Annotated in this window: 23 protein-coding genes; 10 read left to right on the forward strand and 13 right to left on the reverse strand. The window is 63.9% G+C overall.

The window, feature by feature from the left end:
* Positions 1-95 precede the first annotated feature (95 nt).
* The 5 genes from QRN52_RS14880 to QRN52_RS14900 are packed head-to-tail and all read left to right on the forward strand — an operon-like array spanning position 96 to position 5,464.
* The gene (locus QRN52_RS14880) at positions 96-1,829 is read left to right on the forward strand and encodes an ABC transporter ATP-binding protein (RefSeq protein ID WP_284753759.1); all 1,734 of its coding nucleotides are present in this window, start codon (positions 96-98) and stop codon (positions 1,827-1,829) included.
* Positions 1,826-3,796 carry an ABC transporter ATP-binding protein gene (locus QRN52_RS14885; protein ID WP_284753648.1) on the forward strand — a complete coding sequence of 657 codons (1,971 nt, stop codon included), beginning with the start codon at positions 1,826-1,828 and terminating at the stop codon, positions 3,794-3,796. Before QRN52_RS14880 ends, QRN52_RS14885 begins: the two co-directional genes overlap by 4 nt.
* Before the next feature lie 5 nt (positions 3,797-3,801).
* Positions 3,802-4,563 (forward strand): formylglycine-generating enzyme family protein, encoded by a 762-nt coding sequence (locus QRN52_RS14890; RefSeq protein WP_284753761.1) that lies wholly within the window; start codon positions 3,802-3,804, stop codon positions 4,561-4,563.
* A gap of 57 nt (positions 4,564-4,620) precedes the next feature.
* Positions 4,621-4,953, forward strand: coding sequence for an ArsR/SmtB family transcription factor (locus QRN52_RS14895; protein ID WP_284753649.1), 333 nt, complete (start codon positions 4,621-4,623; stop codon positions 4,951-4,953).
* 13 nt (positions 4,954-4,966) lie between these two features.
* Entirely contained in the window at positions 4,967-5,464 is a 498-nt protein-coding gene (locus QRN52_RS14900; RefSeq protein WP_284753650.1) for an SRPBCC family protein, read from the forward strand.
* A gap of 88 nt (positions 5,465-5,552) precedes the next feature.
* On the opposite strand, the gene QRN52_RS14905 is transcribed toward QRN52_RS14900, so the two are convergent.
* The 13 genes from QRN52_RS14905 to QRN52_RS14965 form a co-directional block, all read right to left on the reverse strand.
* Positions 5,553-5,765, reverse strand: a complete 213-nt coding sequence (locus tag QRN52_RS14905) for a hypothetical protein (RefSeq protein WP_284753651.1) — start codon at positions 5,763-5,765, stop codon at positions 5,553-5,555.
* Between the two features lie 137 nt (positions 5,766-5,902).
* Positions 5,903-6,802 (reverse strand): N-acetylglucosamine kinase, encoded by a 900-nt coding sequence (locus QRN52_RS14910; protein WP_284753652.1) that lies wholly within the window; start codon positions 6,800-6,802, stop codon positions 5,903-5,905.
* Positions 6,803-6,805: 3 nt separating this feature from the next.
* Positions 6,806-7,885, reverse strand: coding sequence for a glycoside hydrolase family 130 protein (locus QRN52_RS14915; protein ID WP_284753653.1), 1,080 nt, complete (start codon positions 7,883-7,885; stop codon positions 6,806-6,808).
* 38 nt (positions 7,886-7,923) lie between these two features.
* Positions 7,924-10,008: a hypothetical protein gene (locus tag QRN52_RS14920; protein ID WP_284753655.1), complete on the reverse strand. Its 2,085-nt coding sequence runs from the start codon at positions 10,006-10,008 to the stop codon at positions 7,924-7,926.
* A gap of 55 nt (positions 10,009-10,063) precedes the next feature.
* Entirely contained in the window at positions 10,064-11,146 is a 1,083-nt protein-coding gene (locus QRN52_RS14925; RefSeq protein ID WP_284753656.1) for a glycoside hydrolase family 130 protein, read from the reverse strand.
* A 5-nt stretch (positions 11,147-11,151) separates the two neighbouring features.
* Complete coding sequence (locus QRN52_RS14930) at positions 11,152-11,907, reverse strand: carbohydrate ABC transporter permease (RefSeq protein WP_284753762.1); 756 nt, start codon at positions 11,905-11,907, stop codon at positions 11,152-11,154.
* Positions 11,908-12,121: 214 nt separating this feature from the next.
* The gene (locus tag QRN52_RS14935; protein WP_284753657.1) at positions 12,122-13,084 is read right to left on the reverse strand and encodes a carbohydrate ABC transporter permease; all 963 of its coding nucleotides are present in this window, start codon (positions 13,082-13,084) and stop codon (positions 12,122-12,124) included.
* 13 nt (positions 13,085-13,097) lie between these two features.
* Complete coding sequence (locus QRN52_RS14940; RefSeq protein ID WP_284753659.1) at positions 13,098-14,408, reverse strand: extracellular solute-binding protein; 1,311 nt, start codon at positions 14,406-14,408, stop codon at positions 13,098-13,100.
* Positions 14,409-14,532: 124 nt separating this feature from the next.
* Entirely contained in the window at positions 14,533-15,558 is a 1,026-nt protein-coding gene (locus QRN52_RS14945; protein WP_284753660.1) for a LacI family DNA-binding transcriptional regulator, read from the reverse strand.
* A 258-nt stretch (positions 15,559-15,816) separates the two neighbouring features.
* The gene (locus QRN52_RS14950) at positions 15,817-16,296 is read right to left on the reverse strand and encodes an RpiB/LacA/LacB family sugar-phosphate isomerase (RefSeq protein WP_284753661.1); all 480 of its coding nucleotides are present in this window, start codon (positions 16,294-16,296) and stop codon (positions 15,817-15,819) included.
* A complete protein-coding gene (locus tag QRN52_RS14955) occupies positions 16,293-18,023 on the reverse strand; it encodes a dihydroxyacetone kinase family protein (protein ID WP_284753662.1) in 1,731 nt (576 codons plus the stop codon). The genes QRN52_RS14950 and QRN52_RS14955 overlap by 4 nt, the downstream gene beginning before the upstream one ends.
* A 33-nt stretch (positions 18,024-18,056) precedes the next feature.
* A complete protein-coding gene (locus QRN52_RS14960; RefSeq protein ID WP_284753664.1) occupies positions 18,057-18,833 on the reverse strand; it encodes an SDR family NAD(P)-dependent oxidoreductase in 777 nt (258 codons plus the stop codon).
* 29 nt (positions 18,834-18,862) lie between these two features.
* Positions 18,863-19,687 (reverse strand): sugar phosphate isomerase/epimerase family protein, encoded by an 825-nt coding sequence (locus QRN52_RS14965; protein WP_284753666.1) that lies wholly within the window; start codon positions 19,685-19,687, stop codon positions 18,863-18,865.
* A 193-nt stretch (positions 19,688-19,880) separates the two neighbouring features.
* On the opposite strand from QRN52_RS14965, the gene QRN52_RS14970 reads away from it, so the two are divergent.
* The 5 genes from QRN52_RS14970 (at position 19,881) to QRN52_RS14990 (ending at position 25,434) form a co-directional block, all read left to right on the forward strand.
* A complete protein-coding gene (locus QRN52_RS14970) occupies positions 19,881-21,218 on the forward strand; it encodes an MFS transporter (RefSeq protein ID WP_284753667.1) in 1,338 nt (445 codons plus the stop codon).
* Positions 21,218-22,132, forward strand: coding sequence for a thiamine pyrophosphate-binding protein (locus QRN52_RS14975; protein WP_284753668.1), 915 nt, complete (start codon positions 21,218-21,220; stop codon positions 22,130-22,132). Before QRN52_RS14970 ends, QRN52_RS14975 begins: the two co-directional genes overlap by 1 nt.
* Positions 22,129-23,136, forward strand: coding sequence for a transketolase family protein (locus tag QRN52_RS14980; RefSeq protein ID WP_284753669.1), 1,008 nt, complete (start codon positions 22,129-22,131; stop codon positions 23,134-23,136). The genes QRN52_RS14975 and QRN52_RS14980 overlap by 4 nt, the downstream gene beginning before the upstream one ends.
* Before the next feature lie 123 nt (positions 23,137-23,259).
* Complete coding sequence (locus QRN52_RS14985) at positions 23,260-23,919, forward strand: GntR family transcriptional regulator (protein ID WP_284753764.1); 660 nt, start codon at positions 23,260-23,262, stop codon at positions 23,917-23,919.
* A 114-nt stretch (positions 23,920-24,033) separates the two neighbouring features.
* Positions 24,034-25,434, forward strand: coding sequence for an MFS transporter (locus QRN52_RS14990; RefSeq protein ID WP_284753670.1), 1,401 nt, complete (start codon positions 24,034-24,036; stop codon positions 25,432-25,434).
* The last annotated feature ends 5 nt before the right edge of the window (positions 25,435-25,439 follow it).

Below are 25,439 nucleotides of genomic sequence, written 5' to 3' on the forward strand. Positions count from 1 at the left end.
ATCACCTGCCATGCTTCGCCCTGAGGGAAAGCTCTAGTTGCCCCCAGCAACCAGTCGTAGACTGGCCTTCGAATCACTACGTGAGTTGGAGAACGATGCTCTGGAAACTTCTCGTTCAGTACCTGCGGCCACATCGGCGGCTGCTGATCGCCGTCGTCATTTTCCAGTTGGCGCAGTCGATAGCTTCCCTGTATTTGCCCACGCTGAATGCCGACATCATTGACGAAGGCGTGGCCAAGGGGGATACCGGATACATCCTGGGGACAGGCAGCCTCATGTTGCTCATCACCCTCCTGCAGATCGCCTGTTCGATCACGGCGGTGTACTTCGGCGCGAAAGCCGCCATGGGCTTGGGGCGGGACCTGCGCGGCGCTATTTTCACGAGGGTGGGGGAGTTCTCCGAGCAGGAGGTCACCCGCTTCGGTGCGCCCTCGCTGATCACGCGCTCCACCAACGATGTGCAGCAGGTCCAGCAGCTCGTCCTGATGTCCTGCACCCTCATGGTTGCGGCGCCCATGCTCAGCATCGGCGGCGTCATCATGGCTGTCCGTCAGGATGCGCAGTTGTCCTGGCTGATTGCCGTGAGCGTCCCCGTGCTGCTCGTTGCGGTGGGCCTCATTGTGAGCCGGATGGTACCGCTGTTCCGCAAGATGCAGGTCCGGATCGACACCGTGAACCGGGTGCTCCGCGAACAGCTCGCCGGCATCCGCGTTGTGCGCGCGTTCGTGCGCGAGGACATGGAGACGGAACGCTTCGCCTCGGCCAACCAGGACGTCACCGAGATGGCGCTTCGGGCCGGGCGGCTCATGGCCCTCATGTTCCCCGTGGTGATGCTGGTGCTCAACGTCTCCAGCGTGGCCGTGATCTGGTTCGGATCTTTCCGGATCGACGACGGGTCCATGCAGGTGGGCACCTTGATCGCCTTCCTGAGCTACCTCATGCAGATCCTCATGTCCGTCATGATGGCCACGTTCATGGCCGTCATGATCCCTCGTGCGGCCGTTTCGGCGGACCGCATCGGACAAGTGCTGGAGACCCAATCGAGCGTGCGGCCTCCCGAGAACCCGGTGACCGAGACTGCCGGCCGCGGCGAGCTTGAATTGCGCGACGTCGGATTCGCCTACCCGGGTGCCGAGCAGCCGGTCCTCAGCGGCATCAGCTTCCGGGCACGCGCAGGCCAGACAACGGCTATCATCGGCAGCACGGGCGCGGGCAAGACCACCTTGGTGAACCTGCTGCCGCGGCTCTTCGACGCGAGCAGCGGCTCGGTGCGGATCGACGACGTCGACGTCCGCGAACTTCACCCGGACCTCTTGTGGGGGCACATCGGGCTGGTCCCACAAAAGCCCTACCTGTTCTCCGGCACCGTCCGAAGCAACCTGCTCTACGGCAAGCCCGACGCCACAGAGGAAGAACTTTGGCGTGCGCTCTCCATCGCACAGGCCCAGGACTTCGTCGAGGAAATGGAGGGTGGGCTTGACGCTCCGATCTCGCAGGGCGGCACCAATGTTTCCGGCGGTCAGCGGCAGCGCCTCGCCATCGCCCGGGCACTCGTGAAGCAACCCGAGCTCTACATCTTCGACGACTCCTTCTCTTCCTTGGACACCGCCACCGACGCCAGGCTCCGCCAGGCGCTCAAGCGCCACACTTCCGGCGCCACCATGGTCATCATTGCGCAGCGGGTGTCCAGCATCGCCGACGCCGAGCAGATTCTAGTGCTCGACGACGGGCGGCTCGTGGGGCGCGGAACCCACGAAGAGTTGTTGGAGGCTTCAGAAACGTACCGCGAGATAGTTTCCTCACAACTGGCAGCGGAGGAGGCGGCATGAGCGGCACAGCAGGCACAGCCAGCCGCCCGCAGCGTCCCCCGATGGGACCAGGCCGCGGCGGACCCTTCGCGGGAATGAGCATCCCGGCCGAAAAGGCCATGAACTTCCTGCCCTCGGCCAAGCGGCTCCTGGGCACACTGCGGCCCGAGCGCTTGTGGCTGACACTGGTCCTCTTCCTCGCCGTGGCCAGCGTGACCCTGTCCGTGATCGGCCCCCGGCTGCTGGGCGAGGGCACCAACTTGATCTTCGCCGGCGTCGTGTCCAAGCAGCTTCCCGCCGGGGTGAGCAAGCAACAGGTCATCGACGGGCTGCGCGCTTCCGGCCAAGGCTCCAAAGCGGACATGTTGAAGGGCATGGACCTGACTCCCGGCGTCGGAATCGACTTCGGGGCGTTGTCCTCGATCCTGCTGTGGGTGCTGGTCTTGTATGTCCTGGCCTCAGCGTTCGGCTGGATTCAGGCCTACGTGCTCAACGGCGTCGTGCAGCGGACCGTGTACCGGCTCCGCGAGCAGATTGAAGCGAAGATCAACCGGCTTCCGCTGCGCTATTTCGATTCGGTGCAGCGCGGCGAGCTGCTCAGCCGCGTGACCAACGACGTCGACAACATTTCGCAAAGCCTCCAACAGTCCATCAGCCAGGCGGTCACGTCCCTGCTCACGGTGGCCGGCGTCATCTTCATGATGTTCCTGCTCTCGCCGATTCTGGCGTTTATCACCTTGGTCACCGTGCCGTTGACGCTGGTGACCACCGTGCTGATTGCCAAGCGCTCGCAGAAGCTGTTCGTGGCCCAGTGGAAGAACACCGGCGAGCTGAACGGCCAGATCGAAGAGACCTACACCGGCCACGCGCTCGTGAAGGTGTTCGGCCGCCAGCGCGAAGTGGAGGAGCGCTTCCGCGAGAAGAACGCAGAGCTGTTCTCGGCCAGCTTCGGCGCCCAGTTCATCAGTGGCTTGATCATGCCGGCACTGACATTCATCGGCAACCTGGTCTATGTCGGGATTGCAGTGGTGGGCGGCTTGCAGGTGGCCTCCGGCGCCATGCAGTTGGGCGATGTCCAGGCCTTCATCCAGTACTCCCGGCAGTTCACGCAGCCCTTGGCCCAGCTTGGTTCGATGGCCAATCTGCTCCAGTCCGGCGTCGCGTCCGCCGAGCGCGTCTTCGCGCTCCTCGATACCGAGGAGCAAAGCGCTGATCCTGAGCCTTCAGCTGTTCCCGAGGTGACGCGCGGACGACTCGTGTTCGAGAACATTTCCTTCTCCTACTCGCCAGACAAGCCGTTGATCCAGAATCTGAGCCTGGTGGCCGAGCCCGGACAGTCCGTGGCGATCGTCGGGCCTACCGGGGCGGGCAAGACCACCCTGGTGAACCTGATGATGCGCTTCTACGAGCTGGACGCGGGGCGGATAACGCTCGACGGCGTGGACGTCGCCTCGATGTCGCGCTACGAACTGCGCTCGCGGATGGGCATGGTGCTCCAAGATACGTGGCTGTTCGGCGGCACCATCCGGGACAACATCGCCTACGGACGGCCCGAAGCTACCGAAGCCGAGATCCTGGAAGCCGCCCAAGCAACGTACGTGGATCGCTTCGTGCACTCCCTCCCGGAGGGCTACGACACCGTGCTCGACGACGAGGGCAGCAACGTTTCCGCCGGGGAGAAGCAGCTGCTCACCATCGCCAGGGCATTCCTGGCCCGTCCGTCAGTCCTGATCTTGGACGAGGCCACGAGCTCCGTGGACACCCGGACCGAGGTTTTGGTGCAGAAGGCCATGAACGCCCTGCGTTCCGACCGGACGAGCTTCGTGATCGCACACCGCCTCTCCACGATCCGCGACGCCAACCTCATCCTGGTGATGGAGTCCGGCCAGATCGTAGAGCAGGGAACCCATACGGAGCTGTTGGCTGCTGGTGGCGCGTACTCGCGGCTCTATGAAGCCCAGTTCGCGGCGCCGGTGGCGGAGGTCTGAGGCTCATCAACCCGCCAGAGCTCCTCAGCCTGCCTGGTGGCCGGATTGAACTCCGCGATGCGCGCAGTGGCAGCACCAACTCGGTGGACCTGGTGGGCTTTGAAATTGGAAGGACGGCGGTTACTCGGGCCGAGTTTGCCGGTGTCAAGCGCGACCCCAGCCCTGGTCATTCTCCAAACGCGCCGGCACACGGTGTCACCTGGCTTGAGGCCATCGATTGGTGCAACGCGGCCTCGGGAGCGGAGGGTCTCAGCCCGGCATACGCCCGCACCGGACGAAACGTCGAATGGAACGTCGCGGCCAACGGCTACCGGCTGCCCACCGAGGCGGAATGGGAATACGCCTGCCGCGCCGGGTCCTCGGGTCCGCACTATGGTCCGCTCAACGAGATTGCATGGACCGCGAAGGACGGCTTGTCCGCACCCGCCGGCGTCGCGTTAAAGGCTCCCAACGAGTTAGGCGCCTACGACATGCTCGGGAACGTCTGGGAGTGGTGCTGGGACTACGCGGATCCGGCGAGATACGGCGACTACAGGACATTCCGTGGTGGTGGCTGGGCTGACGAAGCCTGGAACGTGCGTGCGTCGGTACGGCGGGGCAGCGCTCCGGATGCCGTCCTGGAAGACGTTGGATTCCGGGTGGCACGTGGCGCCACGGGCATTCCAGCCGCAAGCTCTGGGCAGGGTTGGTCGGACGAAGCCGACAGGAGCCGGGCAAGAGTGCGCGGCCCGATTCCGTTCGGTTGGACTCCGCTGAAGTTCGACTAAGGGCGATATACCTATGCCCATTGACTCCCCTCCGCCGTCGGCATATCCTACAACCAAATGGTTGTAGATCAGCTCAGTGAAACCGAACTTGACCGCCTGTTCCAGGCACTTGCCGATGCCACGCGTCGGGATATCGTCCGACGAGTGACTATCGGGGAGTACTCAGTGTCCGGCTTGGCCGCTCTCTACGCCATGAGTTTCGCCGCTGTCCAGAAACACGTGGCGGTGTTGGAACGCGCGTCCCTCATAACGAAGGAGAAGCGCGGAAGGGAGCAGATCGTGCGGGGCAACCATGATGGCTTGCAAAAAGCCCGCCAGCTGCTCGATGAGTACGAGGCGATCTGGCGGCAGCGCGTCGAGCGGATCGCAGACATCCTCGCCGAAAAATAGGAAGGGTTCCGCAATGACGGTCATCAGTTCCACCAAGAATCCCGAAGCGTTGACCTTGACCCTCGTCGCTGAGTTCGATGCCAGCCCCGAACAGGTCTGGCAAATCTGGGAAAACCCGCGCCAGCTCGAGCGCTGGTGGGGTCCACCCACCTGGCCAGCCACGTTCGAGCAGTACGAGTTCGAGCCGGGTGGGAAGGCCAGCTATTACATGACCGGTCCCGACGGCGAGAAGCCCCGCGGCTGGTGGCGCATCACGTCCGTCCAAGCTCCGACCCGGCTGGAGTTCGACGACGGTTTTGCCGACGAAAATGGCGCACCCGTCGAGGACATTGGTGCCGGCCACGCGATCGTGACCATCGAGGAGATAGGCGACCGCACCCGCATGACCATCCTGTCCATCTTCGAATCAGAAGAACAGATGAAGAAGATGATCGACATGGGAATGGAAGAGGGAATGCAGGAGGCGGCCGGCCAGATCGACGCGCTTATTTCCGAGCACTCCCGCGCCTGACCCTTCCCTTCGGACTGGCCCGGAACAGCGAACGACGGCGGGAGGTGAGTCCCGCCGTCGTCGTCGCTTTGCGTCCGAAAGGGCGCTGTTACAGGGAGTGTGCGTCGAAGGCGGTGGCCTTGGCCGCGCCGCCGTTCAGGCTGACAGTGAAGGTGTTCGGCCCGCTGCAGGTAACCGCGATGCTGGCCTTGGGGGTGTTGTGGCGCACCGAGAAGTCGTGCACCAGCGCGTCCAGCGTGTGGTGGGTGGTTGAGCGGTCCCAAATCTTCAGGGTTACGGAGTCGGCAGTTTCAAACGTCATTGTTCAGTGCTTCCATTCATGAATCCGGATATCCGGCTATCGCGCCAGTGCGAAAGCCGCCGTACAAGCCTTTCCATAGTGCACAGTGAGGCGATGGCGGCTCAAGCCAGAACGGCGTTTGTTGCTAGTGAGACTCATCACAGCGGTGTCTCGTGGGATGCAAGGTGCAATGCGCCGAAGACGGGGTCCTGGGTGAGGACCTGCAGAGTGTCGAGGCCTCGAGTGGCAAGGGCTATACGCATGGCTGTCTGCAAAGGGGGCTGGTTCATGCCGAGGCCACCGCCGAGGACAATGGGCCCCTCGATGTTCAGTTGCTCAGCGCATTTTGCTGCCAACGAGGCAAGATCGGCGCCTGCCTGGAGGATCATGTCCAAGGAGGCGGCATGCCCCGAGGCCGCGCACTCAAAGACAATCCGTGATTTGGAAGCCCAATATTCGCGCCCGGTGTCGCCGTGGAAAACTGCAATCAAACCCTCCGGACCGAGGAGTCCACAAGATTTCACAAGCGCTTTCGTCAGTTCGTCGGGGCGCAGCCCGTTGTTCATACGCTCGAGGCTGTACTTCACCGCTTCACGTCCGAACCAGTAACCGCTGCCTTCGTCGCCAAGCAAGTAACCCCAGCCGCCCGCACGCGCCTCGTCCTCGCCGTTAGTACCCCAGGCCGCGGATCCAGTGCCGGCGATCACGGCGATTCCGGTGCTGCAACCTGCGGCAGCCAGCAGAAGGCGCGTGTCATGGACAACGGAGACGACGGCGTCGGGAGCCAACGGCTGGATCAGTTCCGCCAGTGCGTTTGCATCTTCGGCGGTGTCGATCCCTCCGGAACCAACCACCACGCGCGCAACGGACTCAGCGCGGAGGGTGGCAAAGACGCCCTCCAGGTTGCTGCGGGCCTGGGTCCGGCTTACGTTCTGGACATTGGCGCTGCCGCCGGAAGTATCGGCAACGGCAGTGCCATCCAACCATTTGATGCCGCGCGTCTTTGAACCTCCGATGTCCAAACCTACAACTGCGCCGATCGTACTGGGGTGTGTCACTGCTTAGCCCTGGTCTGCCCGGTAGAAGTACATCTCCCGCGATCCCGAAGGGGCATCCCAGCCTTGGGCGAACATCCACGTTCCGTCGAACTTGAGCAGGCCGCCCCAAGCCAGTGAGCCTCCCCTGTGCATCGCCTTCTGGGTGAACGGTTTGTCCACGTCGTAGAGCGCCTGCGCAGCGGAGAACTGGCCGTCTGCATCACCGTAGAAGAAGTCCAGCACCAGCTTGCCGCCGCCGCTCCCGGTGCTGCCGCCGTCGTCGACAATGGCGCAAGCCACTTCGTGCAGCGAGCCGCCCAGCGGCCCAAGGTCCAGATACTCCTGCGGCCCAAACGTCCAATTCACCATGTCTGTGGACCGTCCCACGTGCGTGGTCCCGCCGCAGCCCTCGGACAGATACATCAGGTAGTGCCCGCCGATCTTGACGGCGTCGCCCTGGGCGTTCCTGGGGATGACGGCCCCCTTGGCCCAGAACCGCGAAACCTCGTAAGGAACGGCCAAGCCGAGCTTTTCCCAATGGATCAAATCGTCGGACACCGCGACATTGATGTCGCAGCCGACATCGCCAAGGGGATAGACATCCGGGTCCTGGCCAGACTGCTCCTCGCTGCGGTCGATCGTCCAGATCCCGTTGTAAAACATGTAGTAGCGGCCATTGGCCTGGTACACCTTGGGATCTTCGCAGCCAAGGATCTCATTGTCCTGGGTGGGGTAGATCACCGGATTGGACGGGCTGTCCTGCCAACCGGTTTCGGGATCGTAGACGGCGACGCCGATGCGGCTCGAGACCGATTCCTTGCGCGGTGATGCGCGGTAGAAGAGGTAGAGCTTGCCGTCGCGCTCCATCACGGAGGGATTGAAGATCGAATCCGCGGTCCAGCCGATGCCGGTTGGATCGGCCCAGTCCTGGACTTGCCGGAACGTCAGGGAATCGTCCTTGTGGAACGGGCCAACAGCCCATTCCGGGTGCTCAGGATACTCGGCGGAGAACTGGTCGGTGGAAATGGTGTCGGTCAGCGGATTGCTGAACGTGAGCGCTCCCTCGTAGCTGTGGAGCAAGGCTTCTTTAGTGATTTTCTGCATGGGTTCTTCCTGTTGCGAAGGCTGGGAGCCGGTGGGGACTAGTTGCGGACGAGGGTCACCCAGGTGAAGCCACCCGGGGCTACAGTGACGCGGCCGGAGTGGTCTGCGCCGTTCTGGTCAGGACCTGGTGCGACGGGCTGGCCTGAAGCGTCAAAGGCTTGCTGGCTCACATGGAACCCTTGGGGCATGTCCACTTTTCGGTCGATGTTTCCCGGGGCCGCGCTGATGTACAGGGTCGATTGGCCTCCGGAGCCGGAGACGGAAACCGAGGAGATCTGCGGCTGCAGCAGCACACCGTCGATCGACACATCGCTTCCGGCCTTGGCGGTCAGGCTGTCCTGGCCCGCCGGTATCGCGTGGTCAAGGGAGAACGGGAAGAGCTTGCCCGGAGCAGCCGTGACGCCTTGCTCGCCGGCGCCACCGTTGGGCGTGGTGCCGAGGAAAGTGCTCCCGGACGTCCACGACGTCGTGCCGGCGGCTTCTGGGCGCTGGTTCACGATCGGGTACGCGTTCCGTGCCTGGTCCGAAACCGGGACCGGGATCGTCAGGGTACCGCCCGCGTTGAGGACGACGTATGCACCGCCGGACCAGTTCGCTTCACCAGTCCATGAGGAGGCAGGTTTGACCACGGCGCCGCCGGTGATGGTTCCGGATTCGGCTTCGGCCACCATGAGTCCGTCCGTCCCCACCGTGCTGCTGATCCCTAGGGCCTTGGCCTTGAGCTCCGGATCGGCGTCCAAGGCGAGCATGGACAACAACGTGTGGATGGTGGATTCCGCCCCGGAGTTGGGGTTGACGCGGCCGTCGGTTTCGATGCCGTCGATCGCTGTGCCTGTTGCCGGGTTGTACGCAGGCTTTCCACTGCGGTTGGCACCGAAGTACCAGCCGGCAGCAACCGCCGCGACGTCCAGCAGGCCGGGAGCATTCGCGGCTTTGGCGGTCGCCACGAGTCCTTCAACCCGCGAGTCCACGCCGTAGGCTATCTGCGCCTCACCCGGGGTCGGGCTCCAGGCATTATCCGGTCCGCCCGCGGCGAGGAGCTGCGGAGTGAACTGGGCGGAGTCCTTCACCGCGGCCGTCAGCAGATCAGGGCGATGCAGCAATGGGGACGCGTTCGCGACGGCGGCCGCGGCCATTCCGCCCCAAGCGTGCCACAGGGTCCGGGACTGGTTCCACGGAAGAATCGCGCCAAAGGGCCACTGCTGAACCGATCCCGAAGACATCCCGGCGATACCCTCGGTGAGCTGGCTTAGCGCGGTGGCGGCAGCGCCGTCGTCGGGCGCGGCCTTTGAGTAGGCGGAGAGTCCGAGCACGGCCTCCGCCGAGGCATCCGCCCCTCCGGTGATGAGCCAGGCAGGGACCTTGGCGCCGTCGGCAACGTCGTACTTCCCGTACTTGGCGAGCGACTGCTTGTTCAGGGACCCGACGGCGAGGTCCAGCCTGGACTGCAGGAACGCGGCGAACTGGGGATCGGCGGACTTGAACGCCGCATACCCTTCGCCCAGCGCCCACACGGTCCGGGCAAGCCAGTAGGACTCGGCTGAATCGCTGGGGTCGGGAAGTTCCACAGGCTTGGCGCTCGGCGTCAGTGCGCCATCGGCTTGCTGCCACAAGACCACGTTGCCGGCATTGGGGCCGGAAGTTGTCTGCAAATACGTCAGCTCGCGCAGCACGTCGAAGGCACGGGTGCGGCTCGAGGCGTCGCCGGTCTGCTGCCAATGACGCAAGTAGACGACGGCGGTGCGCGCAACGTCGTCCGCGTTGAAGGCCCCCTGGCTCCAGTTGCCTGTGACAGGGTCCTTGGAACCTCCGCCTACCCGCGTGTAGCTGCCGTCGGCATTCTTGTTGGCGTACGTCCACGGTGCTTGTGCTGCTGGGTGTTCGCCGATCTGGTACGTCGTGTGGCCATCCACGGCGTGCAGGGGAACCGTGTCCAGCAGGAAATTCAGGTGGGAAAGATTGGTCAACGGCGCCTGCGACGCAGCAGCTTGCGCCTGAGACGCCGTGGCCGGAACCGGCTGCGTCGCTGAGGCCACGCCTGCCCCGGCCAGGAGCATCGACAGCGTTGCAACAACTGCCACCGGGGCGGATTTCAGCCGTGCATAAACAAGGGGAGGTGTCATGTCTAACTCCTAGGGGCGTGGAAGAGGGGCTGGACTGCCGGGCGCGGTACTGCTTTTAGGCGCGGTCCAGGCGCGCCACGCCGATCTTCGAATCAGCCATGCCATAGAAGACGAACAGCTGCTCGCCGATCTTCTCTATTGCCGTCGGAAAAACGACGTTGGGGACGATGCCCGAGATCTCGTCTTCCGTTTCCGGTGCCAGGAGCGGCTTGTCACTGCGGGCGATCACGATCGAGGGATCGTCACTGTCGAGGATCATCGCAGCGGCGGTGTAGTTGACGTTCTGCTGGTGGTCGAAGGCGGACTTTTCCATCGACCCGGTGACGCCGTGGTAGATCAGGAGCCAGCCCTCGTCGACCCGGATCGGTGCCGGTCCGCCGCCGATCTTGAGTTCTTCGAAGGGGAACTCGCTCAGGGCCACGAGCTTGTGCTTGCGCATGTGGACGAGGTTGCGGATGTCCTTCTCGACGTCGGCAACTGCGACATAGGAAATCCAAATGCCGGGGCGGTTGTCATCGAGGCCGGCCGGCAGGTGCTCGCCTTCGCCCTCGCGGATCCAACCGAGGTCCCACATGGGGCGGTGCAGCAAAGCGTAGGAGGGAACGCCGTCGGGATCGTTGACTGGTTCCGGGAAGAACACGGCGTCCTTGTTGGCGAACAAGTTCAAGTCCATGGACAAGTCCGCCTGGTACTCGAAATGGCAGGGCCCCAAACGGTCCCACGTGCGCAGGTCTTCGGAATGGGCGAAGGCCAGGCGGGGGCCCAGCGGTCCGTACGCAACATAGGTCATGAGGTGGCGGCCGAGGGACGGCACCCAGGTGATGCGGGGATCTTCCGTTCCCGCGTTGTTGAGGCCCCTTTCCCATCCTTCGTCCGGTGCCAGGACGACGCCCTGGCGTTCGACGCCGGACGGCACGCCGTCGTCGCCGATGATCACCTTGGCGAGCCCGACGCGGGAGACGTTGCCCTTCGCCACGAGGCGCGGCAGGAGGTACAGCTCACCGTCGGGTCCGCGGCCGCTGGCCGGGTTGAGGACGCCTTCGGCTTCGAACTCGTTCCCGTCCTCCGGAGTCATGATGACGCCGGCGCGGGTGAGGGTGAAGGGGACGGTGGGGAGTGCTGAAGTTGGGGAAGTCATAGAGCTTAGCCCTTTACGCTTGAACCGATATTGGTGGAAATGAATTGGCGCTGGAAGAAGATGAACAGCGCGACGGCGGGGGCCGCGAGGACGCAGGCACCGGCAAGGATGGCGCCGAACGGGTTGGATGCCGTGGCGGCAATGTTCGAGATGTAGTTCGCCAGGGAGACGGCGAGCGGTTGAATGGCTTGGTCCTTGGTGACGAGGAACGGCCACAGGAACTCATTCCACGGACCGATGAAAGTCAGCAGGATTGCCGTGACGATGGCGGGCCGGACCAGGGGGATCGCGATCTGCCAGAGGATCCTCAGCTCGCTGGCTCCGTCGATGCGGGCGGCCTCGAACAAGGTGGAGGGCAGCTGCATGAAGTACTGACGGAAGACGAACACCGCGGTCGAATTGATCGCGAACGGCAGGATCATGCCCAGGTACGTGTCCGCAAGTCCGTAGTCCCGGACAATCATGACGTACAGCGGGATGAGCAGGAGCTGGAACGGAATCATCTGCACCAGCAGCATCATCCCGAAGACAACCCCCTTGCCGCGGAACTGCATCTGGGCGAGCGCGTAGCCCACCAGGAGCCCGAAAACCACCGTGAAGAAAATGACGCCACCGGTGAAGATACCCGAGTTGACCAGGCCTTTCAGCAGGTCGATCGAGTTGTTGATGTTGCTGTAGTTCTCGCCGGTGATGTTTGCCGGGCTTGGGAACGCGCCGGCCACTGAAGTGTCCGGGGACGTCTGCAGCGAGCCGATGAACATGTAGTAGAACGGGAACAGGAAGACGAACGCTCCTAGCGCCAACAGCACGAAGCTGCCCACGCCGAGGTTCTTGCGCTTCGCCACGGAACTGCCCTTGCGGGAGGCCGGCGCTACGGGTGTCGGGGCTTCGGAAGTCGCTCCTTCGTGAGCGCCGGCACCAGGCCGGCGGGCGTCGTCGTCGTTCCTGAGAGGCGTCTTGTTGAAAATCGACACGTCAGTCCTCCTTCCCGCCTACGAGGCGTTTCTGGATCAGGGCGATCAGCAACACGCCGATCACGAGCACCACGCCCAGCGCTGCCGCGACATCGGGATTCCCCTGCAGGATCCCCTTCTGGTACATGAGGAACACGGGCGAGGTCGAGGCTCCGTCCGGTCCGCCTCCGCCCGTGAGCAGATAGGGCTCAGTGAACAGGTTCGCTCCTGTGATGGTGGCGAGCAGCGTCACCAATACGCTGGCCGAGCGCACTCCCGGAACGGTGATGTTCCAGAACTGGACCCATTTGTTCCCGCCGTCCACCGAGGCCGACTCGTAGAGCTCGTCCGGGATGTTTTGAAGGGCGGCCAGGTAGAGCAGGATGAAGAACCCCAATTGCTTCCACGTCACGTACAAAGCGACGGTCGGCATTGCCAGCCAGGAGTTCGTCAACCACGAGGGGTTCGGGGCCAGCGGCCCCAGAATGGAGTTGACCAGCCCGTCCTGCTGGAACAGGAAAAGCCAGACCCCGACGACGGCGACGCTCGCCGTGACGTATGGGACGTAGTAGCTGACCCGGAAGAAGGTCTTGAGCCGGGTGACGCGGTTCAAGGCGTTGGCCAGGACCAGGGACAGGCCCACGGTCAGCGGCACGTTGATGATCAGGAACACGCCGATATTGGCGAAGGACCGTTGTACTTCGGGATCGGACAGGACGCTGATGTAGTTGTCCAACCCCACGAAGGGACGGTCAACCTGGACGCCCGGGGCGGTGAAGAAGAACTGGTGGAAGGAAATGTAGACGGCGTACCCAAGCGGATAGGCCAGCACCGCAAGGACGAAGATGACATAGGGGGCGCTGAACAGCAGTCCCAATGGCTGGCGGCCCAGGAAGTTCTTGCGTTTCCTGGGCGCCTGCCGCTGGTCCACGGTCCGCCCGGCAGTGTCTCCCGTGGCGGGACCCCCAGCTGAGCGAAGTGACATGGGGATTCGCCTGCTACTTCTGGGCTGCCAGTTGGTTGATCTTGTCAGATGCACCCTTGAAGGCGTCGTCGATGCTCTGGTTGCCGAAGATCACGGACTTGCTCCAGGCGTCACGGAAGGTCTGCCAGATCTGGACTGAGTTGGAGACGTTGGGGACTTCCACGGTCCGCGCGGCTTCGTCGGCGAAGGTCTTGTAGGCCGGGTTCTGGTTGAAGTAGTCCGCGTAGGTGGTGGCCAAGTCCTTGCGCATCGGCATCTGGCCGGTTCCCGAGAGGAGCTTGCCGTCTTGTTCCTTGCTGGTGGCGAACTTCATGACCTCCCACGCGGTGCCTTGGTTCTTGCACGAGGAGTACATGGCGATGTTCTTGGCGTCGGAGAAGGTGGAGCCGTCGGTCTGGGCTTGAGTACCCGGGACCGGGACCGTGCCCCAGTTCACCTTGCCCTTGTAAGCCGCGACTGCCCAGGGGCCGGCGAGGGACATGCCGGCCTTGCCGTCAGCGAAGGAGTCACCCTTGTACGCTTCCTTGGATGCCAGGTTCTCCTTGTAGAGGGTCTGGAACATGGTGGCGACCTGCTTGCCTTGATCGCTGTCAAAGGTGGACTTGCCATCCTTGAGCAGCGTGGTGCCACCCGAATTGGCGGCATAGAACGGGTAGAAGTCGAACCAGGGCTGGTAGAAATCGCTCGTGGGCGAAGGCCACACGGCGTTCGCGACTGCGCCGGACTTCACGAGGGTTCGGGCAGTGTCCAGGAACTCGGACTGCGTGGCAAGCTTGGGCTTTTCCGGGTCCAGGCCGGCCTTCGCGAAGACGTCCTTGTTGTAGAAGAGGACCACCGGGTTGGACTTCCACGGAAGCTGGTACGTCTTGCCGTCGGAGGACTTGTACTGATTGGCGAGGTCGCCGGTACGGTCCTTGATGTACTGGGCGCCGTCCGGGAAAGAGTCCAGCGGGACCAGGCCACCCTGCTTCTGGAACTGCGGAACAGCTACCGGGGCCGTGTTGAAGACCAGGCAGGGAGCGTTGCCGGCGGTGATTGCTGCCCCGATGACCTCTTCGGAGCTCTTGCCTGCGGGGATTTCCTGCGCATCGACTTGCTGGTCAGGGTGGGCAGCGTTCCATGAAGCCACCATGTCCTTGCCCCACTTCACCTCGAACTCGTTGTTGGAGTACCAGATCTTGATGGGACCCTTGGCCGTGGTGGCGGAGTTCGCTCCAGAAGCTGTGCTGCTGGAGGCGCCTCCACCGCATGCTGCCAGGCCGGCTCCGATAACGGCAATAGCGGTAAGGGAGAGGACTCTCGAACTGATTTTTCCGTGCTTCATTGCAACTCCTTTTGCGGGTAAAAACTGAAAATGCGGTGGCGGCATTGCCTTCAAGCGGGAATGGCAAATAGCCCCACCCAATTGCGGGTAAATCGGTAATAGTCAGGCTGGACGTCTGAGGCGGCTAGTTTTTCGGCATGCTGGGGGCCGGCCCGGTGGATGCACGGACTACCAGCTTTGGCGATGGCAGATAGACGTCTTCAGCCGGGGCTCCGCCGAGGAGGCTCAGCAACTGCTGGGCGGCAACCCGCCCCCAGAGCAGTGGATCGGCGGGAACAGTTGTCAACGGAGGGTTGAGATATGTCGCGAGCTCGGTGTCGTCGTAGCCCGTGATGGATAGATCGTCGGGAACAGCCAGTCCGAGGGACTGGGCGTAGGACTGTCCGGCAGTGGCCATCAGATCGTTCGCGTAGATGATCGCAGTGGGTCGCTTGGGCGAGCGAAGCAGCTCCGTGGTAGCAGCCAATCCGCCGGCTGCGGTGAAGTCGGCTTCAATGAAGGAACCGGCTTCGAGCCCGGCTTTCGACATGGCGTTTTGCCAAGCCAACCGCCGGCTTCGGCCGTGGATGTAACTCTGCGGTCCGCCCACGTGCCCGATTCTGGTGTGTCCCAGGGAAACGAGGTGCTCGACGGCGGCCGCTATGCCTTCCGTATCGTCCATGCAGACGGCAGGGAACGGCGAGGGGGTTTCAGGCCGGTTAAGGGTGACGGCCGGAATCTTCAGGCTCGTCAACAAAGCGATCCGGGAGTCGTCAACCCTCATGTCCGTAAGGATGACGCCGTCCACGCGGCTGTCGGCAGCCAGCTTCCGATAGCCCAGCTCCTCAGCTTCGGCGCTGGCGGCGACCGTGAGGACCAACGCGTATTCGTGCTCAACCAGGGTGGTCTCGATCCCGGCGATGAACGCGGGGAAGAAGGGGTCCGTACCCAAAAGCCTGGGATCCCTTGCCACCACGAGCCCCACGGCGAAGGCTTTGGCGGAAGACAGGCTCTTGGCGCGAAGATTCGGCTTCCACCCCAGTTCCCTGGCTACCCTGAGAATGCGCTCCCGGGTGTCATCACTGACGCCGGGCTGCCCGTTCAACGCGTACGAGACGGCACCCTTGCTCACGCCGGCTGCCTGCGCAACGTCGTTGATGGTCACTGTCATGTTTGCCTCATTGCCACTTGGTGATTGGGGTCACTGAACCGGTTTTGTTATCTCTACTGAACCGGTTCAGAGAACTCTTGTCAAGGGCAAACGAGAAATTGATGGGTATTTGCGCGTCGTTTCCAGGTAGTCGAGGACACTGGGGATCCCTCCGACGACACTGGCGGCCGGTATAACCCAACTGACTCGCAGTTGTTGTCGTTATGAGGGCTCATAACGACAACAACTGCGAGTCAGTTGGGAACGCGGGGACGGGAATCAGCAGCCCTCGAAGTCCGTGAGCACCTTCACTTTGTCGGCCGACGCCGAGGCCGGGTCGAAGGCATAGCCTAGCCATTCCCGTGCCAGCCTGCTGGCCAGTTCCACCCCGACTACGCGCTGGCCCATCGTGAGCACCTGGCAATCGTTGGACAGGATGGATCGCTCGACGGAGAAGGAATCGTGGGCTGTGGTGGCGCGGATTCCGTCCACTTTGTTCGCCGCGATGGCCACGCCGATTCCGGTGCCGCAGAACAGGATGGCCCGGTCTGCATGGCCGTCCCGGATGAGTTCTCCCGCCTTGATCCCGACGTAGGGGTATGGAGTGGTGAAGTCTTCCAAGGAGTCGCCGCGGTTGACGCCGATGTCGATGATTTCGCTGATCCGCGGATCGTCCCGCAGGTCTGCCATGATCCGGTCTTTGTAGTCCACTCCTGCTTCGTCGGCACCCAGGATGAGTCGGAAACCTTTCGTGGTCATGTCGCGACCTTCCCAGCACCCACAAGATGCGGGCCCATGACTGCGAAGATCATTGCCAACGAGGTAGCTCCGGGGTCGGCTGTGCCTAGGCTCTTCTCGGCGAGGGGACGGGCCCGACCCTTGAGGGGACGGAGCGAGGCCGTGGATTGCGCAGCCAAAGTGGCCGCCTCGGCAGCTTCAGCCCAGGCACGCTCCGGAAGGACACCCTCGGAGACGCGTTCACTGAAGGTTTCGGCGAAGGGGAGCAGGGCATCCACCATGGTCTTGTCGCCTATCTCGGCCTTGCCCAGGTCAGTGATCCGCGCAGTGAACGCGGTCACGGCAGCGGCAAGTTCAGCCGGTTCCGGCGCCTCGTCATTGCCAAGGGATTCGCCGAATGCCCGGAGCCCTGCACCCCACAGCACGCCCGACGTTCCGCCGGCTTTGTCCGCCCAAGCGTCGCCTGCGGCTCCCAACATATCGCCGGCGCCTGCCCCGCTGGCCAAAGCAGCACACGCTGCCGCAGTGGCGGCATCGATGCCGCGGACCATCCCGCGGCCGTGGTCGCCGTCGCCCGCTACCGCGTCCATGTCGCCGAGGTGCGATTCGGCGTCGTGCAGTGCTTTCCGCGCGGCCTCGAGCGCGGCCGCGCAGTTCGCGGCATAGTCGCGCGAGTCCAGGGTGGCCGCGAAAGCGATAGCCTCAGCGCCGCCGTCGTACGCCTCCTCCGAAAGCAAACCGCCAGCAAGGGCGGCGTTGCCGCGCCGGTAAGCGGGAGTTTCGGCGGGTGCCGTCCACAGGGGCTCAAGCTCCTCGTCCAGCCACGTGATGGTGAGGGAGACGCCGGACATGTCCAGGCTCGTGACCAGTTCGCCCACCTCCGGCATGACCAAGGTGTAACCGGCGGCGCGCAGCAACGGGGCCACCGTCAGCCACAGGACGAAGAGTTCCTCGTGCTTGGTTGAGCCGAGTCCGTTGAGGATGACGGCGAGGCGGTTGCCCGCTCCGTGCGGGGTTTCTGCCAGCAGCCGAGCGACGAGTTCCTGGCCGAGTTCCTTGGCCGACGGAAGGTCGGTGTCGAACAATCCGGGCTCGCCGTGGATGCCCAGGCCAAGTCCCATCTGCTTGTCCTTGAGCGTGAACAGCGGCGTGTCGGCGCCGGGGAAGGTGCAGCCGTGGAATGCGCTGCCGATGGTACGGGTCAGGTTATTGGCTTTCCGGCCCAGGCGCACGACGTCGGCCAGTCCGGCTCCCGCTTCGGCGGCGGCGCCCATGATCTTGAAGACCGTGAAGTCGCCCGCGATGCCGCGGCGTTTGGCCGATTCCGACGGCGGCGCGCTCGCGATGTCGTCCGTCACCAGCACGTTTTCGACGGCGATGCCTTCCGCAGCCAAGCGCTCGCTGGCCATGCCGAAGTTCAGGACGTCTCCGGCGTAGTTGCCGTAGGTGAACACCACGCCGGCGCCGGAATCTGCAGCCTTGGCCACGGAGTAGGCCTGTTGGGCGGACGGCGAGGTGAAGATGTTGCCCACGACGGCGCCGTCGGCCAGTCCAGCACCGATGAGTCCGGCGAATGCCGGGTAGTGGCCGGATCCGCCGCCGGCCAGGACGGCCACCTTGGGCTGCTCGGGACGACGGCGGCGAACTGCGCCGCCGGGAACCTGGCGCACCAGGCCGGAGTGGAGGTCGCAGAAGCCGGCGAGGGCTTCGTCTGCGAAATCGGCGGGATCGTTGAAGATTTTGGTCATCGTGGGCTCTTTCGGCTACGGATGCGGGGGTTGCTAGTGGATGTGGCTTCCACCGTTGATGTCGATGGTGGTTCCTGTGAGGTAGGCGGATTCCTCGGAAGAGAGGAACGTGATGACGGCGGCGACTTCCTCCGTGGTGGCGTTGCGGCCCAGGGGGATGCCGGCGTTGATGGCGGCTTCCTGCTCATCGGTGCTGCCGACGCGGATGTTGGTGTCAACGGCGCCCGGAGTAATGGCGTTCACGGTGACGCCGGTGGCGCCGATTTCGCGCGCCAGCGCCTTGGTGAAGCCCAGGATGGCGGCCTTCGCGGCGGAGTAGGGGACCTTGCCGAAGACGCCGCCGCCACGCTGGGCGGAGACCGAAGACATGTTCACGATGCGGCCCCAGCCGTTGGCGATCATGTCCGGCAGGAAGGCCTTGGTCACTAGGTAGGTGCCGGTGGCGTTCACGTCCATGACCTTGTGCCACAGTTCCAGCGTGGTTTCGAGGAACGGCACGGGCGAGGTGATGCCCGCGATGTTGGCGAGGGCGCCGACGGCGGGGAGGTTGCCTGCGCTGATCTCGGCGGCGACTGCTTTGTAGGCCGCGTTGACGGAAGCTTCGTTGGCGACGTCGATCTCGTAGCCGAACGCGGGGACGTTGAACTGGTTGCCGATTTCCGCTGCGACCTTGGCGGACTTCTCGCCGTCGAGGTCCAGGATCACCACGGCCCAGCCGGCGTTGGCGTAGCGGCGTGCGGTGGTGATGCCGATGCCCCGGTCCGAGGTTGCCCCGGTGAGGACGGCGGTGCGCTGGATGGTGGTGGTCATGATGCTCCTTGGGTTTGTTGTTGTGAAAGTCAGATGAGGTCTGTGATGAAGCTGGCGGCTTTGGCGGCCGCCGCCGGTCGTTCGTCGTGGGTGACGTCGCGGGTTTCGAGCTCGAGCGAGAAATGGCCGCTGTAGCCGGTGGCTGCGAGCGAGCTGAGTCCGGCGGCGAAGTCCGCCTGGCCGTTTCCGATGCTGAGGTTGATGTTGCCCGGAACGGCGTCCCGCAAGTGGACATGTGCTATCCGGCCGCGATGGCGTTCGATGTATTGCAGCGGTTCTTCGCCCGCGGCGACGATGTGGCTGAAGTCCATGACAATCCCGACGCCGGAGCCCGCCAGCCGCGCCGCTAGCTGTTCGGCGCGCTCCAGGTTCCAGCAGAACCGGAGGAAATGCAGGGATTCGGTCCAGAGTTCGACGCCGAACTCCGCCGCGCGCTGTCCGGCGCCGATGAGTTGGGCTGCGATGGTGTCCAGGTCCTCGTCGAGGCCGCGGACCGGATCGCGGGACAACGTTCCGCACGGGAGGACCAAGGCCTTCGCTCCGGTGTTGGCCGTGAGGGTGAGGAGTGCGTCGAGGTGACTTTCGCGGGCGGCGCGCTGGCCGGCGTCGAGCACTGCGTTGAGGTCTCCTATGTCGCCGTTGACCGAACGGACCCGCAACCCTGAGGCGGCGACCTCCGCGGTCACGGCCGCGACGGCGTCGGAATCAAGCTCATAGGGAACGTGATCGCAGACACCCGGCAGCGCGCCGAGGTCGATCTCCTCAAAGCCCAAACCGCCGATGGTGCGCAGGGCGGTGGGCAGATCCTGGTGCCGGAAGCTGATGGACGAGCAACCGAGTCGGGAGTTGAACATCTTCGTTTCCTCCAGTCGTGCCCGAAGGCAGTAGTGATGGGAACCACAGTAACTAGGTTAACTGTTAACAGTCAACCCTTGAAGTTGACTGTTGACAGAAACGGATGATGCAGGTCACACTGGCGTATCATGTGTTAACAGTCGACAGTGCTGAAGCGCCTAGCCTCAGTCGCTCTTCGAAAGGGATTCACCAATGAGCAAAGAAGCTCTGACCATGCGCGGTCCGGTCCATGGAACCAAGGACGCCAGACGCGTCGCCATCGGCTCCGGCGTCGGCGCGGTCATCGAAACTTATGACTTCATCGGCTTCGGCACCGCGGCTGCCCTGTACTTCGGAACGGCGTTCTTCCCCACGGGTGATCCCGTAACCGGCACCCTCGCCGCTTTCGCGACCCTCGGCGTCGGCTTCGCGGCCCGTCCCATCGGCGGCATCATCGGCGGCCACCTCGGCGACAAGCTGGGACGCAAGCCCGTCCTCGTCGCTTCCCTCATCCTGATGGGCGTGGCCACCTTCCTGATCGGCCTTCTTCCCACCTACACCCAGGTGGGCCTGCTGGCTCCGGCGCTGCTGGTGTTCGTCCGCATCGTCCAGGGCCTGGCCTTCGGAGCCGAATGGGGTGGCGCCATCCTGATGAGCTATGAGCACGCTCCATGGAAGAAGAAGGGGAAGTACACGGGCATCGTCCAGGCCGGATTCCCCGTGGGCCTGCTGCTGGCCAACCTGGTTTTCCTTGTCAGCGTCCAGCTCGGCGGCGAACTCGCCTGGCGCATCCCGTTCCTCGCCAGCATCGTCTTGGTCGTCGTAGGCCTGATCATCCGCTCCAAGGTCCCCGAATCTCCCGTCTTCGACGAGGTCAAGGACAGCGGGGCCATCGTGAAGTCGCCCATCGTGGAGGTCCTGAAGACCGATTGGCGCAACATCGTCAAGGGCATCGGCCTCCGTATCGCCGAGACCGCAGGCTACGCCGTCTCCATCACGTACATGATTTCCTACCTGAACAGCCAGCACTTGGCAGATAAGACCCAAACCCTGGTGGCCCTCTGCATCGCTTCCGCCATCGGCATCTTCGCAACCCAGGCCTGGGCGCGGCTCACGGACAGGATCGGACGGCGTCCCGTCTACATCTGGTCCTGCGCCTTCGCCGTGCTGTTTGCCATCCCGATGTTCCTGCTGGTCAACACCGGCTTGTTCATCTTCATCATTGCCACGATCGCCGTCTCCTACGGCGTCTGCCAGAACTCCCTTGCCGGCGCCCAGGGCGCCTGGTTCCCCGAGCTGTTCCAGGCCAAGACCCGCGCCTCCGGCGCTTCGCTGGCCTACCAGATCTCGGCAATGGTCTCCGGCTTTACACCCTTCATCACCACGCTGCTCTTCGTCGCCATGGGATGGATGGGCCCGGCATTGCTCTTCGGCCTGTACGCGGCCATCGGCCTCTGGGCGGCTTTGGCTACCCGTGAAACCTGGGGCAAGCGGGAGCGCCAGTTGGCCGATGAGGCCACCAAAAGCACTCCCCAGTCGGTGAATGTCTAATGACTGTGGCGCAGGAACAAAATACGGCAGGACGGGTCGGAAAGACCGTGACGGAACGCATTGAACGCGTAGCTGCAGCCGCCAATCGGATCAGGCACCACGCCCTCAACATGGGCGAAGTCCAGGGCCAGGGCTACGTTGGCCAGGCGCTAGGAGCGGCGGACATGCTCGCCGCCGTCTATGCGGACCAGCTCCGCTACCGCGCCAATGACCCCGAGTGGGAGGGCCGGGACCGCTTCCTGCTTTCCACGGGCCACTATGCAATCGGCCACTACGCAGCGCTGGCCGAGGCTGGGATCATTCCCGTGGAGGAACTCGAAAGCTACGGCTTGGACGATTCCCGCCTGCCCATGTCCGGGATGTCGACGTACACGCCCGGCATGGAAATCTCCGGAGGGTCGCTTGGCCACGGGCTCTCCATCGCTGTAGGAATTGCCCTTGGCCTCCGGCATCGCGCTCCATCGGGAGAGGGCTCCAGTGCGAGGGTGTACAACTTCCTCTCCGACGGAGAACTCGACGAAGGATCCACGTGGGAAGCCGCCATGGGCGCGCACCACCATCAGTTGGGGAACCTCACTGCCATGGTGGACATCAACGCCCTGCAGGCGGACGGTAAGACCGACACGGTCCTCCGGACCGAACCCGTGACGGAGAAGTGGGAAGCTTTCGGCTGGTACACGCAGCGGGTGGACGGGAACGACGTCGGTGCGTTGCTGGCGGCGTTCGACAACGCAGCCGCCCAGGCCGCCGCCGTCGGACGTCCTTCCGTCATCTTGTGCGACACGAAGGTGGGGCGCGGAGTGCCGCTGCTCGAAGAACGTGAAAAGGCGCACTTCATGCGCATCGAAGAACACGAATGGCAGCTCTGCCGCGAGCAACTGACCGCAGGATCCAACGGGAGGGCCGGCCGATGAGCACCGTCACCGCTTTGAAAGGCGCAGCACCCAGGCTGAAAACGTCGGCCATGATCGCGTCCTTCGCGGACCCGGGCCAGAAGACTTCGTCGGCGCCTTTCGGCCATGCGTTGGTGAAGGCCGCCGAGGCTGACTCGCGAATCGTCGGACTCACCGCCGACCTGGGCAAATACACGGACATGCATATCTTCGCGAAGGCGTTCCCGGAGCGGTTTTTCCAGATGGGCATGGCCGAACAGTTGCTCTTCGGTGCGGCGGCAGGCTTGGCCGAGACAGGTTTGATTCCGTTTGCCTCAACCTATTCCGTGTTCGCCGCGCGCCGGGCCTACGATTTCCTCTGCCTCGACATCGCCGAACCGAACCTGAACGTGAACATCGTGGGCGGCCTCCCGGGCCTGACCACGGGCTACGGCCCCAGCCACCAGGCCGCGGAGGACATGGCGATCTTCCGCGGAATGCCGAATCTGACCATCGTCGATCCGTGCGACTCCGTGGACATCGAACAGGCGGTGCCGCAGCTGGCCGCCAGCGACGGACCTACGTACCTGCGCCTTCTTCGCGGCAACGTCCCCACTGTGCTGGACGAGTATGACTACACCTTCGAACTCGGCAAGGCGAAGGTGCTTCGTGGTGGCAACGACGTCGTGTTTGTCTCCAGCGGGTTGATGACCATGCGCGCGCTGCAGGCAGCAGAGGCGCTCGCCGAGCACAAGGTGGATGTCGCCGTCGTGCACGCGCCCACCATCAAACCGTTCGACGCCGCCACCGTCCTGGCGGAACTGGACACCGACCGCCTGGCCGTCACGCTGGAGAACCACAGCGTGGTGGGCGGCTTGTTCGAAACCGTGGCCTCGGCAGTGGTCACAGCCGGGCTGGGCAAGCGCGTGGTTCCCGTTGCCCTGCCGGACGAGTTCCTCGACGCCGGTGCGCTGCCAACCCTGCACGAACGCTACGGACTGTCGGTGCAGCGGATCGTGGCAAAGGTCCTCGCGGAACTGGGCTGACCCGGTTCTTCAAAGAGGCGGGAGCGCGGAACAGGCATGAGCCTGTTCCGCGCTCCTGCCGTAAGATCAACAGTTAACACACCGACTGTAAACAGTCGACCACTGACATTGAGGACGGACATGATGGCCGGAGCAACAGCACCCCTTCTGGGACTGGAAAAGAAGAGCCTCCGCGAGCAGGCGCTCTCCGCCCTGCGCACCGCCATCACGAGCGGCGAGCTGGCGCCAGGACGGCATCTCGTAGAGACCGAGCTCTCGGACATGCTCCAGATCAGCCGCGGGACGCTCCGGGAAGCCCTGCGGCAACTCGAGCAAGAGGGCCTGCTGTCTGCAGGACCCCGCGGCCGGCTCTCCGTCCGCCACTTGGATGCCAAGGAAATCCGCGATATCTACTCAGTGCGGGCAGCCCTGGAGTCCCTCGCCGCGCGCACGCTCTGCGAGTTGGCGGACCGCCAACAGGTGATCACCTCGCTGCGTGCCGCCATCGACGCCATGGCCGCCGCGACCAAGGGAAGCCTTGAAGAACGGATCGAGTCTGATCTGGAATTCCACCGCACGATGTGCCGCCTCACCGGCAACGAGACCCTGCTCCATTCCTGGGAATCGCTGGAGGGATCCATTCGGATGTCCATCATGTTCGCCGGATTGGAAAAGGGCGTCAAGAACATGAGCGTCGAGCGTCACCACGACATCGTGGCCGCCATCGAGACCGGCGATGTATCCCTGGCACGCAAGACCATCCTCGAGCACATGGACAGCGCTGCCGCGGAGCTGGTGGCTTAAGCGCCCGACGGCGGCGCTCAACTTTCGCGGTAACGGCGCCTCTGAGGGGGTCACTGCCAGTACCCCTCACGACAGAGACTCCCTCATCTTCTCCGTAGGCTGTTTCCTTAATCCATGACTCGCCCCGAAACCACTTTGCCGGCTCCGGTTCCTCCCTCGGCCACGGCCGATGCGCCACGGGCACGGCTCACGCTCATGATTGCGTCGCTGGGGTTCTTCCTGATCACCCTCGACATCCTGATCGTCAATGTCGCGCTCACCAGCATCGGCAAGGAACTCGGGGGCGGAACTGCCAGCCTCCAATGGGTGATCGACGGCTACACGCTGATGTTCGCCGCGTTGCTGCTGTTCGCGGGGAACTTGTCCGATCGGATCGGCGCGAAAAGGGCGCTCGGGTGGGGTATCGCACTGTTCCTTGTGGCGTCGGTCGCGTGCGCACTAGCGCCAACGTCGGGGGTCCTCATTGCCGCCCGTTTCCTCCAAGGAGGTGCGGCATCGATCATGCTGCCGGCGTCGATGGCGCTGATCCGGCAAGCGTTTCCCGATCCCCGCCGCCGCGCACATGCCCTCGGGATCTGGGCGGTCGGCGGGGCCGTGGCCGGAGCTGTGGGCCCACTTGTCGGTGGCCTTCTCACGACGCTGGACTGGCGGCTCGTCTTTGGCATCAACCTTCCCGTCTGCATCGCGATGCTGGTGCTCCTGGCTTCCGTTGCCACGTCCCCGCGACGGCCAACCCCATTCGACTGGGCCGGCCAGGCCGCGGCGATCGTTGCCCTGACCGCCTTGATGTACGGCCTCATTACGGGAGGAACCGAAGGCTTCGGCACGGCGCCCGTCATCGGAAGCCTGATACTAGCAGCCGTAAGCCTCGCGGCTTTCCTCTTGATCCAGGCGCGCGGCCGGCACCCGATGATGCCGCTTGAACTGTTTCGCTCCACTGGCATGAGAATCTCGCTCTCGGTGGGGTTCGCGTTCATGGTGGGCCACTTCGGCACGGTCTTTGTCGTCAGTCTCTTCCTCCAACAGCACCTCGGGCTAACACCACTTCAGGCCGGTTTCACGTTCCTTCCGTCGGCGGCGTTCAGTATCGTCGGCAACATCGTCAGCGGAACCCTCTCGAACCGCTTCGGGACGCGGGTGCCGGTGGTCGTCGGATTGACGTCCATGGTGGTGGGCCTCACCGCCATGCTTCTCACAGCGCCGCTGGGATCGCCGCTGCTCGTCGGTACTTTCCTGATTTTCACGGGTTCCGGCGGATCGATCGCGATGCCGCAGGTTACGGCCGTCGTGCTCGCGAGCGTGCCGAGCGAAAAGGCGGGCACGGCAAGCGCAGTCTTCAACACCTTCCGCCAAGTGGGCGGCGCCGTAGCTATCGCCGTCTTCGGCGCCCTCATCGCCGACCGCGGCAACTTCGTCCACGGCATGCAGACCAGCTTCATCATCGCGGCGTCGCTTCTCCTCCTCACCGCGCTCGCCAGCCTCTTCATCCACTCGCCGGGCGCCCCCAAAGACTAAGAGCC

Source organism: Arthrobacter sp. efr-133-R2A-120, from assembly GCF_030209835.1.
Classification (GTDB): Bacteria; Actinomycetota; Actinomycetes; order Actinomycetales; family Micrococcaceae; genus Arthrobacter.